The following is a 13,218-nucleotide window of genomic DNA, read 5'->3' as shown; positions in this document are numbered from 1 at the left end:
CTGTCTGGTCCGGCCTACGGTTTAGTTCGATCTGGGGGCGCCGCAGGAGCCTCGCACGATCAGGTCGGTGGGCAGCAGGAAAGATTCCGGTTTCTCACCGTCGATCATCTTCAGCAGGTTGTCTACCAGCAGCTCGCCCGCCAGTCGGGTGTTCTGTTGCACCGTGGTCAAGGGCGGATGGGTGTAGGAGGCGGTGGGAATGTCATCAAAGCCCACCACCGCAATATCATCCGGTACGATCAGACCGGCGGCCTCAATTCCCTGAATCGCCCCGATGGCGATCAGGTCGCTCGCACCAAATACCGCATCGAATTCCACGCCCCGCGCTCGCAGGGTTTCAATGCCCGCCTTACCGTCGGTTTCCGAGGTTTCCGCCGCGACCTGAAGCGCCGGGTCCAGCTCAATCCCGAATTCCTTCAGTGCCCGGGCGTGCCCCTCATAGCGGCGGCGGAACTCGGGGGAGTGCTCGCTGGCGTCCCCAATAAACGCGATCCGTTTCCGGCCGAGCTGTAACAGGTGTTTTGTGGCCTTGTAGGCACCGTTGTAGTTGTCGCAGCCAATGGACACGCCCGGCTGGCCCGGTAACACCGGACCCCAGGTAATGTAGTGAGCGCCCGCTTCGTTCAGGTGGATCAGCTTTTCCACGTAGGTCACATAGTCGCCATACCCCAGGAAAATGATTCCGTCGGCCCGGTGGGCGTCCTCAAAATCCGCGTGCCAGTCATCACTCATCTGCTGAAAGGACACCAGCAGGTCGTACTGGCGGTTGGCGCAGGCGCGGGTAATGCTGCCCAGCATGGACAGGAAGAAAGGGTTGATCATGGAGTCGCCAATACCCTGATCTTCACACAGCAGCAGGGCGATGGTCCGGGTCTGCTTGGAGCGCAGGTTGCGGGCGTTTTTGTCGACTTTGTAGTTCAGCTCCCGGGCAATCGCCTGGACTCGCTTACGGGTGGCCTCGTTGACCAACGGGCTGTCGCGCAGGGCACGTGACACTGTGGATTGGGAAACCCCGGCCCGATAGGCAATATCGAACGAGGTGGGCTTGTCGTCTTTCATACACCGAAAGTCCCGGGCCTGTTACTGGCCTCTGTTGTTATGGCTCTGTGTGCGATTGCCGTTGCTTGGCAAACCCGACACTGGGTGTGGGGCCAAATGCCGGATCGGGAATGAATATATCACAGGGTTGAGCAAAAGTGGCACCAGTGCCGTTGCGGGACTATCGGGCCGGCAGTTGGTTGACCAAGGCCGCCAATTGGCTCTGTCGAGAGCAGCCGGTTTTATTGAATACGGATTTCAACTGGCTTCTCAGGGTGTGGATCGAGCGGTGGTCCCGGGTGGCTACCGCTTTCAGTTCCAGACCCAGAGCGATATCCAGGGCCAGCCTGGCCTCAGTGTCGGTCAGTCCGTAGGCGGTGACCAACTGCTGGTGACGTCGGCCGATCTGAGCCAATGGGTCCCGGATATAGAGCGCGGCGTGGATATCGGTCTGCCAGAACGGCAGATTGGGTTCGGCGCCCGGAAACACCGGCGTCAACAGGCAATACAGGGGCGGGCAGTGGGGGCGGGGCACCTCAAAGCGCCACTCCAGGCTCTGGCAGTGGGCCGCTTGGCCCGTCAGACGCTGCAGAGCCGCTTTGAAGGGGGGATTCAGATTCGGGTCGGTGAATTCAACACCGTTGGAGGTGAAGCGCAGGCCCATCGGTGCGGCCTGCTCCAATTGAGGCGAGAGGTAACGGATCTGGCCATTCGCATTAAACAGAACAAATGGCAGCGGGTGACTCTGGGCGGCATTCAGGGCCGATGTCAGCCGAGCCTCCCGGTCGGCCATCTGGGCACTGAGTCGCAGTGCCTGGCGCATATGGGGCAGTACGCTGTTGATCAGGTTGGTCTCTTCCCGGGAGTAATACCCCTGCCCGCCGGTGCGCTGAATCAACAGTTGCACCTTGTGCTGCTCGGTGCTGTAGACCGTGCCGCACACGCCGTGATGAATATCCAGGCCTCTGGCCCAGTCGTTGAAGAATTCGGTCTGGTAAAACGTCGGCTGTCGGCAACTGAAATCGAGGTAGGTGGAATACAACTGCCCGGTTGGCTTCTCTCCCAGCTCGGTGCGCCAGGGGCACAAATTGACGAAGTGTTCCACATAGCGCTGGTGCGCACTATCGTCGATGTTGACCTTGATGCTGCGCTGAACGGTATTCGCGCCCTGATTCAACAGCAGTAAGCGGGCCGAGCGGGACCCGGTCAAATCGATCATCCGCTTGAGAAACGGCCCCCACTGGCCGTTGCTCAGCGCACTGCCGTAAAGGGTTCCCAGGAGTTGTTCGTTATGCTCAGCAAAGCGTTTCCGCAGTGTATCGTCTGGCATGGCACCGTGGTTCCGTAAGGCCGCCGCCAGAGGATGTGGCGGGCAGCGGGAGATCAAATCATCGACTCTGGCGCGATTTTCGCTTATTTTAAATAAGTCTGCGTTGAAATACGCCAATCTGCAATGACTAATTCAAGCACGACTCATTCCAACGAGAAGCCAACCATGTCCGACCACTATGACGATTGTGTGACCGAGCAGGGCCAGGGCGAACCTCTGGTCATTCTGATTCACGGCTGGAGCTGCCAGCGCACCGATTGGGTGCAAACACTGGCTGCCATGCCCCGGGACCTCCACTGCCTGGCACTGGATCTGCCCGGCCACGGTGAGGCGCAGGATAAACCCTGGGATGACTGGACGATCGAGGGCCTGGCCAAAGCCGTAACCGAGGTGGCTGATAAGAAGGGCGCCCGCCGACTGATACTGGTGGGTCACTCGATGGGCGGTTGTGTGGCGCTGGAAGCGGCCCGGCGCTGGTCCGGACCGGTGGGCGTGGTATTGGTGGACAGTTTCGGGCTGCCCTATGGGGATATGGATGCCGAGACCATTGCCTCCATTGAAGAGCCTTTCAAGGCGGATTTTCGCGGCGCCATGGCCGGGCTGGTGGACAACACCACGGTGGCGGAGCTGGATCCTGAGATCCGTGAGTGGATCAAAGCCCGGATGTCGTCGGGCGATCCAGAGCGCCTGCTGCCCATCTGGCACAACCTGCTGCGCTGGTCCCCGGACGGGGCCTTTGCCGAGATCAAAGGCCCCATTGTGGCGCTTAACGGAGAGCACATTTCCGAGGCGGCGCAAAAGCGTTGTGCGCCCTACGTTCAGGAGACCATCCTGCCGGGCACCCATCACTTCCCTCAGTTCGAGCAGCCCCAGGCCTTCGCTCACGCACTACAGCAATCACTGGAAACCATAGCGCCACAACTTGAGTAGGTTGGATTAGCGCAAAGCGCGTAATCCAACTATTTCCAGCCCAATGGTCGCAATGTTGATCTATGCGACACGCTGACACGTACTCTGTCGGGAAAATTAACACTTGGCCGCAGAGCCAAGGACATTCCAGGGGCGACCCCCCGCATACAGAGTACTTATCATGGCTAGATCGCTCACCATCGCCCAGCGCCTCGGCTCGGGTTTCGGACTGATTCTTTTACTGTTTACCGTGGTCACCGTGCTGGGGATCCAGCGGGTGACCGTCATGGACCGGACCCTGTCCGCCGTCAACGAGGGGGCCTCCCAGAAGCAACGGTTTGCCATCAATTTCCGGGGCAGTGTCCACGACCGGGCCATCGCCATTCGCGATGCCGTGCTGGTCGAGAACGACAGCGCCCTGCGGGCTCACTTGCAGGACGTGCGTGACCTGGATGCGTTTTATCAGGACTCGGCCCGGCAGATGGACGCGCTCTTCGAAAGCCAACACGTGAGTGATAAAGAGCAGCGCCTTCTGGATCGAATTCAGGCCATTGAACAGGAAACCCTGGGCCTGACCTCTGAGTTGATCGCCCTGCGCCAGGCTGGCAACATCGAGGCGGCCCGCCAGTTTCTGTTATCCGACGTCTCGGCGGCCTATACCGAATGGCTGGCTCGGGTGAATGCGTTTATTGACTATCAGGAAGCGGATATCCGCCGGGACGTGGATCATGTGCAGGCGGTGGCCGGCGATTTTGCCAAGGCCATGGTGGCGTTTCTGCTTCTGGCGCTGATCGCCGGGGCGGTGGTGGCTGTGGTGATCATCCGGAACATCAAAGCCACACTGGGGGCCGAGCCGGAAGCCCTGTCCGAGGTGATCGAAGCCTTCGCCTCAGGGCAACTGACCGTGACCGAAAGCTCTCGCTACCCCAATAGCGTCATGGCCAATATCAATAAAACCCTGCGCCGGCTCGCCGGTGTGATCACCGATGTACGCATGGCGGCGGAAACCCTGGCCCGCTCGTCGGAAGAGCTGACCCGGACTTCGGATGACAACAGCGAACAGGTGCGCCTGCAGTCCTCGGAAACCGAGCAGATGGCCGCCGCCATCAATCAGCTCAGTGCCTCGGTGGTGGAGATCTCCCGCAGCGCGGCCAATGCCTCAAACGCCACCCAGAGCGCTGACCGGGAAGTGAACACCGGCAATCAGACGGTGCAGGAAACCGCTTCCGCCATTGAACAGTTGGCGCAGACCCTTGAGGACGCGGTGAGCAAAGTGCAGACGGTATCGACCCAGAGTGGCGATATTGAAAAAATCATCGATGTAATCAACGGTATCGCCGAGCAGACCAATCTGCTGGCCCTGAATGCGGCCATCGAAGCGGCCCGCGCCGGCGAGCACGGCCGGGGTTTTGCGGTGGTTGCCGATGAGGTCCGCTCGCTGGCGACCCGCACCCAGGCCTCGACCCGGGAGATTCGGGAGATGATCGGCACCCTGCAGACCGGGGCCGGAGACGCGGTGGAGGTGATGGAAACCAGCCATCAATTGGCCCAGAAAACCGTGATAAAAACCCGGGAGGCCGAGAGCGCCCTGTCCACCATTCGTCAGGAGGTGGTATCCATCACCGATATGAACCACCAGATTGCCAGCGCCGCCGAGGAGCAGAGTCAGGTGGCCGAGGGCGTCAATCAGAACATCAACCGGATCAGCGAAGCGACCCTGGCGTCCTCCGCTGGCGCCGATCAGGTAGCGGGGTCCAGTCGGGAGCTGTCCGAGCTGGCTCAGCAGTTGTCGCGCAAAGTGGCCCATTTCGAGGTGTAGTCAGGTGGGCGGGTGTTGGCCGCCCCGGCGGTTCGGAGTATATTGAGGCAGCGTGATCGCTCCCGGCAGAGGAGCGGCTTTGACCAACCAGCACCGGGCCACCTATTCATGAGCTCCCCCATTTCCGACGCAACTGATAGCGCGGTCTATAAAACCCTGCTTGAATCCACCAAGGCCATCCCCTGGAAAATCGACTGGGCGACCATGAAATTCGCCTACATCGGCCCCCAGATTGAAGCGCTCCTGGGCTGGACGCCGGAAAGCTGGGTCAGCGTAGAGGACTGGGCGACCCGGATGCACCCGGAAGATCGGGACTGGGTGGTGAACTTCTGTGTGAGCCAGTCCCAGTCCGGTGTGGACCATGAGGCGGACTACCGGGCACTGACCAAAGACGGCGACTACGTCTGGATTCGGGACGTGGTCCATGTCGCCCGCAATGAGCAAGGTGAAGTGGAAGCACTGATCGGCTTCATGTTCGATATCAGTGAGCGCAAGAAAACCGAGCAGGAACTGATCAAACTGCAGAAAGAGCTGGAGACGCTGTCTTACCAGGACGGCCTGACCGGCGTGGCCAACCGGCGCATGCTCGACTCCATTCTCGATGTGGAGTGGTTGAATGCCCGGCGCAACCGCCAGCCGCTGTCGGTATTGCTGATCGACATCGATTATTTCAAACAGTACAACGATCGGTACGGACACCTGCAGGGCGATGACTGCTTGAGGTCGATTGCCCAGACCCTGGATACTGTGGCTTCCCGCCCCCGGGATTTCCTGGCCCGGTTCGGTGGCGAGGAATTCATGCTGGTGCTCCCGGAAACGGATGGAAAGGCCGCTCATGCGGTGGCCGACCGATGCCGCCAGGCCATTTTGAAGTTGCAGATTCCCCACGCCGCTTCCGATGCCAGTCAGTTGGTTTCCATCAGCGTCGGCGTCGCCAGTATTATTCCCGATCACGAGTGTGAGCTGGCGGAATTTATTGAGAGCGCGGATCGAAAACTGTATCAAGCCAAGCTTGAAGGGCGCGACCGGGTGGTGGCTTAGCGCAATGGCCGACAGGGATGACATGACTCAGCCTTCGCTCTGCGCCAATTGCGATACGCCGCTTCAGGGCGATTATTGCCATCGCTGTGGGCAGGACAACAAGAATTATGTACGCAGCGCCTTCGGACTCATCACCGAGTTCCTGGGGGAGTTCACCAACTGGGACAATCGTCTCTGGCGGACCTTGCGGCCACTGTGGGTCCGCCCGGGGTTTCTGAGTCTGCGTTACGTTCAGGGGCACCGAGCCCCATATGTTCCGCCGCTGCGCCTGTACATCTTTACCTCCATTGTGGCTTTTCTGGTGTTCGCTCAGGCGATACCGGTGGATTCGATCAACTTGAATCCACCGGAGGAGACGACCGAGAGAGCCTCGGGTGAGGGGTCAGAATCGAGGAGCGGTCTGGTTGCGCCACCCATACCGGGCCGGGATGTGCACTTTGAGCTGCCCTTGGTCAGCGACGAAATCAATCGCCGACTCGAATATAATTTTGGTCGTATTGCCGAGAACCCTCAGATCGGCATCAATCAGTTTTTTTCCCTTGCTCCCCAGGTAATGTTCTTGCTATTACCGCTGTTTGCCCTGGTTCTGAAATTGATTTACTGGCGGCGACATCACTATTATATGGAGCACCTGATACTTGCCCTCCACACCCACAGCTTCGGGTTGCAATTGGCTGTGGTGGTGGTGGGCTTGGCCATGCTTGAGGATGCCATCGCGGCCTGGCCTGTGGTGCCCGAGGCATTGAGTGTGCTCAGTAGCCTGCTGTTCTGGTCGGTGCCTCTCTACCTGCTACTGAGCCACAAAACGTTTTATCGTCAGGGATGGTGGAAATCGGTTCTTAAATTTTTACTCACTGCCACTGCTTACAGCTTTCTGCTCTTCACGGCGTTTTTGTTTACGACGATCCAGAGCATCCTGCGCAGCTAAGCCGGCGATCAAGTCGCCGGCTTACCCACCGAGCGCCACAGGTAATAGATCACCGGTAGCACCAACAAGGTCAGGATCAGTGTCGTGAAGGTGCCGCCCACCATCGGCGCGGCGATGCGCTGCATCACCTCCGAACCGGTGCCGCCGCCGAGCATGATGGGCAGCAGGCCCGCGAACAGCGTGGCGGCGGTCATCACAATCGGCCGCAGCCGCAGCCCGGCCCCTTCCATCACCGCCTGCTGTAGGTCCGCGCGGGTGAAGGCCCGACCGGCCTCGGTGCAGCGCTCCTCGGCGGCCTGATACTCCAGGTTCAGATACACCAGCATCAATACGCCAATTTCCACCGCCACCCCGGCCAGGGCGATAAAACCCATGGCCACCGCGACCGACAGGTCATAGCCCAACGCGAGCAGCAACCAGACGCCGCCCAACAACCCGAACGGTAATGTCATGAGGATCATCGCCACTTCGCTGAAGCGGCGGAAGTTCAGGTACAGCAGCAACACAATCACGCCCAGGGTAATCGGCATCACCAGCGCCAGCTTTTCCTGAGCGCGCGCCATGTATTCGTACTGACCGGCCCAGCGCAGCGAGTAGCCGGGGGGCAACTCAATGTGCTCGTTCACCGCCGCTTGCGCGTCGGCCACAAAGGAGCCCAGATCCCGCTCGGTGATGTCGACAAACACCCAACCGTTCAGCCGGGCATTCTCGCTCTTGATGGCGGGCGGTCCATCTTCGATGGTCACACGGGCGACCTCGCTCAAAGGAATGTGGGTTCCATTGGGGGTGACAATGGGTAAATTGGCCAGCGCCTCCGGCGAGTCACGATAGGCTTGGGGATAGCGCAGGTTGACCGGGTAGCGCTCCAGTCCTTCGACGGTTTCGGTGATATTGGCACCGCCCACGGCGGTGCGGATTACCGACTGCACATCGGCGATATTCAGCCCGTAACGGGCGGCGCTGGCGCGGTCGATATCCACGGTCAGATAGCGCCCCCCGGCCACGCGTTCCGCGTACACGGAGCTCGCACCGGGTACCTCGCCAATCACGGTTTCCAGCTCCCGCCCGAGCTGTTCAATCACCGACAGGTCCGGCCCCGCAATTTTTACCCCCACCGGTGTTTTGATGCCGGTGGCGAGCATATCGATCCGGGTTTTGATCGGCATCACCCAGGCATTGGTCAGGCCCGGAAAGTCGATCAACTGATCCAGCTCGGCGCGCAGGGATTCCGGGGTGACACCGGGTCGCCATTGGTCTCTGGGCTTGAACTGAATCACCGTCTCGATCATCGTCAGCGGGGCCGGATCCGTGGCGGTATCGGCCCGACCGATTTTGCCGAACACCGTCTCCACTTCCGGCAGGGTTTTGATCAGCTTGTCGGTCTGTTGCAGAATCTGTCGCGCCTCGCCAATGGACACGCCCGCGTAGGTGGTGGGCATATACATCAGGTCGCCTTCATCCAGCGTGGGCATAAATTCCGTGCCGAGTTTCTGTGCGGGCCAGAGTCCGATGACCATGATCGCCAGGGCGATCAGCAGTGTCGTTTTGGGAAAGCGCAACACGCCGCGCAGCAGCGGTTGATAGCCTGCGATCAACACCCGGTTGATCGGGTTTTTCCGCTCGGGCAGGATGCGCCCGCGCACACAGTAACCGAGCAATACCGGCACCAGGGTAATGGCCAACCCGGCGGCGGCCGCCATGGCGTAGGTTTTGGTAAAGGCCAGCGGGGAGAACATCCGCCCTTCCTGGGCCTCCAAGGCAAACACCGGCAGAAAACTCAGGGTGATGATCAACAGCGAGAAAAACAGCGCCGGGCCCACTTCCGATGCCGAGCGGGCCGCCAGTTGCCAGCGTTGTTCGTTGCTCAGCTCGCCTTTGTGGCGCTCCAGGTGTTTGTGAAAATTTTCGATCATCACCACCGCGCCATCGACCATGGCACCAATGGCGATGGCAATGCCGCCGAGGGACATGATGTTGGCATTGATGCCCTGGATCTGCATTACGATCATCGCGATGAGAATGCCAAGCGGCAGGCTGAATACCACCACGAGGGATGAGCGCAGGTGAAACAGAAACAGGGCGCAGATCAGTACCACTACCAGTAGTTCCTGACCGAGCTTTTCGTACAGGTTGCTCACCGCATTGCGAATCAGTTGCGAGCGGTCGTAGGTGGTGACCACATCCACGCCGTCGGGCAGACTGGGCTTCAGTTCATCCAGCCGGGCCTTCACCCGGTCAATCACCTCCGACGCGTTTTCGCCCGAGCGCATCACCACGATGCCACCCACCACCTCGCCTTCGCCGTTCAGCTCGGCAATGCCCCGACGCATTTCCGGGCCGAGTTGGATGGTGGCGACGTCTTTCAACTGCAGCGGGGTTCCCCGCTCGTTGGTGCCCAGCGGAATCTGCGCCAGGTCTTCTATGCTTTGCACATAGCCGGTGGCGCGCACCATATACTCCGCCTCGGCCATTTCGATGACCGACGCGCCGGTTTCGGCATTGCCGTTGACGATGGCGGCGTGCACCTGTTGCAGTGGCAGGTTATAGGCGCGCAGCTTCTGCGGGTCGACCTCCACCTGATATTGCCGGTTCATGCCGCCAATGGTGGCGATCTCGGACACACCATCGAGCGCCTGCAACTCGTACTTCAGAAACCAGTTCTGCAGCGTCGTGAGTTCCGCCAGGTTGTGCTGGCCGGTGCGGTCGACCAGCGCATAGTTGAATACCCAGCCCACCCCGGTGGCATCCGGGCCGAGTTCGGGGCGAGCGCCTTCGGGTAAATCCTGGGCGGCCTGATTCAGATACTCCAACACCCGGGAGCGGGCCCAGTAGAGGTCCGTACCTTCCTCAAAAATCACATAAACGTAAGAGTCGCCGTAAAAGGAAAAGCCCCGCACGGTCTGGGTTTTGGGGACGGACAGAAGCGCGGTGGTGAGCGGGTAGGTCACCTGGTCCTGCACCACCTGGGGCGCCTGCCCGGGGTAGGAGGTTTTGACAATCACCTGCACATCGGACAGGTCCGGGATGGCATCCACGGGTGTGTTGCGCACCGAGTAGAGCCCCCAGCCCAACAACATCAAGGTGGCCAGTACCACCAGCAGGCGATTGTGAATGGACCAGCGAATGATCGCGGCAATCATGGCGCGCTTCCTCCGTGGTCGTGGTGCTCATGAGGACTCTGTGCGTCGTTATTTTCCCGGTCATGATTCATCGAGTCGTGATCCATTTCGGAATGGTCCATCTCTTCATGATCCATATCGTCTTGGTTCATTTCACCGTGGTCCATGTCTCCTTGATCCATTGCGTCATGATCCATGGCATCGTGATCAGCCTCGTCCTCTTCTGGTGTTCGGGTTTCGATTCGGCCCAAATCCGCCTCGCGGCTGGACTCGGAATCGATCAGGAACAGGCCGTCTTCAACCACGCGATCCCCGTGGCGCAAACCCTTCAGAATTTCGGCACGCTCGCGGCCGACCTGTCCGACCTTGACCGGTACCGAGCGATACACCTCCGGTTCCACTTCCCGCACTACGCGGGTTCCGGCGCCGGTGCGAATCAGGGCGCTTCGGGGAATGGATAGCACGGCTTGTTCATCCTCGGGCTCGATCCGGGCGCGGACAAACATGCCCGGTTTGAGCCGACCCTCCTCGTTGGCAAATTCCAGGCGGGCGCGCAGCGTGCGAGTGTCGCTGTTCAGGATGGGGTAGAGGTAGGACACGGTGCCCTCCCAGGTTTCACCGGGATAGCTGGCGGTGGTCAGGGTGACCGGCTGGCCGGTGGTGATACGACCCGCATCGGCCTCATACAGCTCGACATTGACCCAGATGTCTTCAAGGCTGCCAATGGACATCAGGTTCTGCGGCAGGTCCACAAAGTTGCCCTCGCGCACACCGAGCTGCACCACATAGCCGTCCCGGCTCGCGTAGTAGCGCAGCTTCTCCCGTACGCTGCGTTCGCGTTTCAGTCGCTCGATTTCCCGCTCGCTCACGCCTTTGGCGCGCATCTGAGACAGGGAGCCCTCCGCCCGTCCCCGAAGCTGGTCTCTCAGGCTTTGTAGGTACTCGCGTTGCAGATTGATGATTTCCGGCGAGTAAAACTCAAACAGCTTTTCACCGGCTTTGACCGGGTCGCCCTCGGTGGCCACCGCCAGTTCAGTGATCCAGCCCGAGGCGCGCACATGAAAGTGCTGCACCTGTTGCTGGTTCACCTCCACCAGTCCCACCGTTTCAATGGTCTGGCCCACCGGCGCGTGGGTCGCCTCCGCCAGCGTCAGCCCGAGGTTCTGGGCAACCGCCGGGTTAATCCGGACATCGCCGGGCTCGCGTTTCTGGTCCTCCGCATACACCGGCACCAGATCCATGCCCATGGGGGACTTGCCGGGCCCATCCCGGCGATAGCTGTCATCCATGGGAGCCACCCAGTAAAGGGGCTCCTTCTCGTCGCTAGTCTTGGATGGTTCGGCGTTGTCCGAAGGCTCGGGCCAAAGCAAATGACTGCCCACACCCAGCGCAAAGGCGCCCAGCAGCGCCACGAAAAATAGAGGTTTGTTCATAACACCTGTCCACAAGGTAATACCACAACAGAAAAACGGCCGCGGAGGGCCAAGGGGGTGCGATCGTCAGGCGCACCTATCCTGTGGTCAGGCGAATTTGGGCGGGCGGAGCAGTTCCAGCGGCGCGCGCGTGGGTGCAGCGTCGGTGGCTGAAGAGAGGAAGTGATTCGGGGTTGAGATTGGCGGGACCGCTTGCACCGTCAGGGCCACAAAACCGGAGCAGGAGCCGGGGCAACAGGCGCACTGGCTGTCGCAGTCGTGATCCGGGGTGGCTGCGAGGTGCGTAGAGTCATGCTCTGAATGACTGTGGATGGCACCACCATCGGCCATAGCCATCTCCATGGTGTCATGGCAGGGTTCGGGCGCCGTATCGGTCATCATCGGCGGATGCGAGGCACCCAGCGGCCCTGCCAGAAACAGCAGTAGCGCAAACAACCAATGACGGAAGGAGTGGCGATTCATGCCGTTAGTCTAGCGCACCTGGGTCCGTGGGCAAAGCCAGGGTGAACCCGGCCCGGTATGTGCTAGTCTCAACAGAGGCAATAACACCCACGATCACCGGAGACAGGAGAGACCATGAAAGCGTTTTTTCATCCGTCCCAGGATAAACATGCCCCGCAATCCTACCTGACCCGCGGCCAGATGCGCCCCCCTCAAGAGCTGCCGGAGCGCACCCCGGAGCTGGTCAAGGGCCTGGAAGCCCTGGGCGTCCGGCCGGAACAGGCCACCGATCACGGCATGGATGTGATCAATCGGGTGCACGACCTGGGCTACCTGCGCTTTCTTGAGTCAGCCCACCGGCGTTGGCCGGAAGACTGGGGCGGGGAAGTCATGTCCAACATCTTCGTCCGTTCACCGAACCCCATGCGCGGTATTCTGGCGGAATGTGCCCGCTATCAGGCCGACGGTAGCTGCCCCATCGGCCCCCACACCTGGGAGGCCGCCTACTGGTCCGCCCAGAGCGCCCTGTCCGCCGCCGATGAGCTTCTTACCGGACAGCAGAGGGCCTACGCCCTGTGCCGCCCGCCCGGCCACCACGCCCGGCGCGACGCCGCCGGTGGCTTCTGTTATCTGAACAACGCCGCCATCGCCGCCGAAGCCCTGCTGGACCATTACGACAAAGTCGCCATTCTCGACCCGGACATGCACCACGGCCAGGGCATTCAGGAAATCTTCTACGATCGGGACGACGTGCTCTATATCTCCATCCACGGCGACCCCACCAACTTCTACCCGGTGGTAAGCGGCTACGAAGACGAGCGGGGCGCGGGCCCCGGCTATGGCTACAACATCAACATGCCGATGCCCCACGGTTCCCCCGAGTCCACCTTCTTCGAAAAACTGGCCGACGCCGCCGACGCCATCCGCCTGTACGAGCCGGACGTACTGATCGTCGCCCTGGGCTTCGATGTGTACCACGAAGACCCGCAGGCCAAAGTCTCGGTCAGCAGCGAAGGCTTCCGGCACATGGGCGAAGGCATCAACGCCATGAACCTTCCTACCCTGGTGATACAGGAAGGCGGCTACCACCTGGAGTCCCTGGCGACCAACGCCAAAAACTTCTTCAGTGGCCTGAACCCGTAACGCATCCCGGTGACGAT

Annotated in this window: 10 protein-coding genes; 5 read left to right on the top strand and 5 right to left on the bottom strand. The window is 60.6% G+C overall.

From position 1 onward, the window contains the following. Positions 1-21 precede the first annotated feature (21 nt). Together EDC38_RS10945 and EDC38_RS10940 are read right to left on the bottom strand one after the other, a co-directional pair. Positions 22-1,059 (bottom strand): LacI family DNA-binding transcriptional regulator, encoded by a 1,038-nt coding sequence (locus EDC38_RS10945; RefSeq protein WP_123638542.1) that lies wholly within the window; start codon positions 1,057-1,059, stop codon positions 22-24. A gap of 160 nt (positions 1,060-1,219) precedes the next feature. Beyond that, positions 1,220-2,368: a helix-turn-helix transcriptional regulator gene (locus tag EDC38_RS10940; RefSeq protein WP_123638541.1), complete on the bottom strand. Its 1,149-nt coding sequence runs from the start codon at positions 2,366-2,368 to the stop codon at positions 1,220-1,222. A 165-nt stretch (positions 2,369-2,533) separates the two neighbouring features. On the opposite strand from EDC38_RS10940, the gene EDC38_RS10935 reads away from it, so the two are divergent. The 4 genes from EDC38_RS10935 to EDC38_RS10920 all read left to right on the top strand — a co-directional run bounded on the left by EDC38_RS10935 (position 2,534) and on the right by EDC38_RS10920 (position 7,065). Further along, positions 2,534-3,298: an alpha/beta fold hydrolase gene (locus tag EDC38_RS10935; protein ID WP_123638540.1), complete on the top strand. Its 765-nt coding sequence runs from the start codon at positions 2,534-2,536 to the stop codon at positions 3,296-3,298. 160 nt (positions 3,299-3,458) lie between these two features. Beyond that, the gene (locus EDC38_RS10930; protein WP_123638539.1) at positions 3,459-5,096 is read left to right on the top strand and encodes a methyl-accepting chemotaxis protein; all 1,638 of its coding nucleotides are present in this window, start codon (positions 3,459-3,461) and stop codon (positions 5,094-5,096) included. Positions 5,097-5,204: 108 nt separating this feature from the next. Further along, positions 5,205-6,137, top strand: coding sequence for a sensor domain-containing diguanylate cyclase (locus EDC38_RS10925; RefSeq protein ID WP_123638538.1), 933 nt, complete (start codon positions 5,205-5,207; stop codon positions 6,135-6,137). A 22-nt stretch (positions 6,138-6,159) separates the two neighbouring features. Then, positions 6,160-7,065, top strand: a complete 906-nt coding sequence (locus tag EDC38_RS10920) for a DUF3667 domain-containing protein (protein WP_123638921.1) — start codon at positions 6,160-6,162, stop codon at positions 7,063-7,065. Positions 7,066-7,073: 8 nt separating this feature from the next. Here EDC38_RS10920 and EDC38_RS10915 read toward each other — a convergent pair whose 3' ends face one another. The 3 genes from EDC38_RS10915 to EDC38_RS10905 form a co-directional block, all read right to left on the bottom strand. Then, positions 7,074-10,205, bottom strand: a complete 3,132-nt coding sequence (locus EDC38_RS10915; RefSeq protein ID WP_123638537.1) for an efflux RND transporter permease subunit — start codon at positions 10,203-10,205, stop codon at positions 7,074-7,076. Then, positions 10,202-11,617 carry an efflux RND transporter periplasmic adaptor subunit gene (locus EDC38_RS10910; RefSeq protein ID WP_123638536.1) on the bottom strand — a complete coding sequence of 472 codons (1,416 nt, stop codon included), beginning with the start codon at positions 11,615-11,617 and terminating at the stop codon, positions 10,202-10,204. Before EDC38_RS10910 ends, EDC38_RS10915 begins: the two co-directional genes overlap by 4 nt. Before the next feature lie 87 nt (positions 11,618-11,704). Further along, the gene (locus tag EDC38_RS10905; protein WP_123638535.1) at positions 11,705-12,079 is read right to left on the bottom strand and encodes a hypothetical protein; all 375 of its coding nucleotides are present in this window, start codon (positions 12,077-12,079) and stop codon (positions 11,705-11,707) included. A 114-nt stretch (positions 12,080-12,193) separates the two neighbouring features. On the opposite strand from EDC38_RS10905, the gene EDC38_RS10900 reads away from it, so the two are divergent. Continuing rightward, positions 12,194-13,201 (top strand): histone deacetylase family protein, encoded by a 1,008-nt coding sequence (locus tag EDC38_RS10900; RefSeq protein ID WP_024461515.1) that lies wholly within the window; start codon positions 12,194-12,196, stop codon positions 13,199-13,201. Positions 13,202-13,218: the final 17 nt, after the last annotated feature.

The sequence above is a fragment of the Marinimicrobium koreense genome, from assembly GCF_003762925.1.
Lineage (GTDB): Bacteria > Pseudomonadota > Gammaproteobacteria > Pseudomonadales > Cellvibrionaceae > Marinimicrobium > Marinimicrobium koreense.
This window is presented reverse-complemented; position numbering and strand designations above follow the sequence as displayed.

What these genes read in the sequence shown, in the direction of transcription:
- EDC38_RS10910 (WP_123638536.1), bottom strand. Translation starts at nt 11,617, where the DNA reads ATGAACAAACCTCTATTTTTCGTGGCGCTGCTGGGCGCCTTTGCGCTG.
- EDC38_RS10900 (WP_024461515.1), top strand. Translation starts at nt 12,194, where the DNA reads ATGAAAGCGTTTTTTCATCCGTCCCAGGATAAACATGCCCCGCAATCC.
- EDC38_RS10920 (WP_123638921.1), top strand. Translation starts at nt 6,160, where the DNA reads ATGACTCAGCCTTCGCTCTGCGCCAATTGCGATACGCCGCTTCAGGGC.
- EDC38_RS10940 (WP_123638541.1), bottom strand. Translation starts at nt 2,368, where the DNA reads ATGCCAGACGATACACTGCGGAAACGCTTTGCTGAGCATAACGAACAA.
- EDC38_RS10905 (WP_123638535.1), bottom strand. Translation starts at nt 12,079, where the DNA reads ATGAATCGCCACTCCTTCCGTCATTGGTTGTTTGCGCTACTGCTGTTT.
- EDC38_RS10935 (WP_123638540.1), top strand. Translation starts at nt 2,534, where the DNA reads ATGTCCGACCACTATGACGATTGTGTGACCGAGCAGGGCCAGGGCGAA.
- EDC38_RS10925 (WP_123638538.1), top strand. Translation starts at nt 5,205, where the DNA reads ATGAGCTCCCCCATTTCCGACGCAACTGATAGCGCGGTCTATAAAACC.
- EDC38_RS10945 (WP_123638542.1), bottom strand. Translation starts at nt 1,059, where the DNA reads ATGAAAGACGACAAGCCCACCTCGTTCGATATTGCCTATCGGGCCGGG.
- EDC38_RS10930 (WP_123638539.1), top strand. Translation starts at nt 3,459, where the DNA reads ATGGCTAGATCGCTCACCATCGCCCAGCGCCTCGGCTCGGGTTTCGGA.
- EDC38_RS10915 (WP_123638537.1), bottom strand. Translation starts at nt 10,205, where the DNA reads ATGATTGCCGCGATCATTCGCTGGTCCATTCACAATCGCCTGCTGGTG.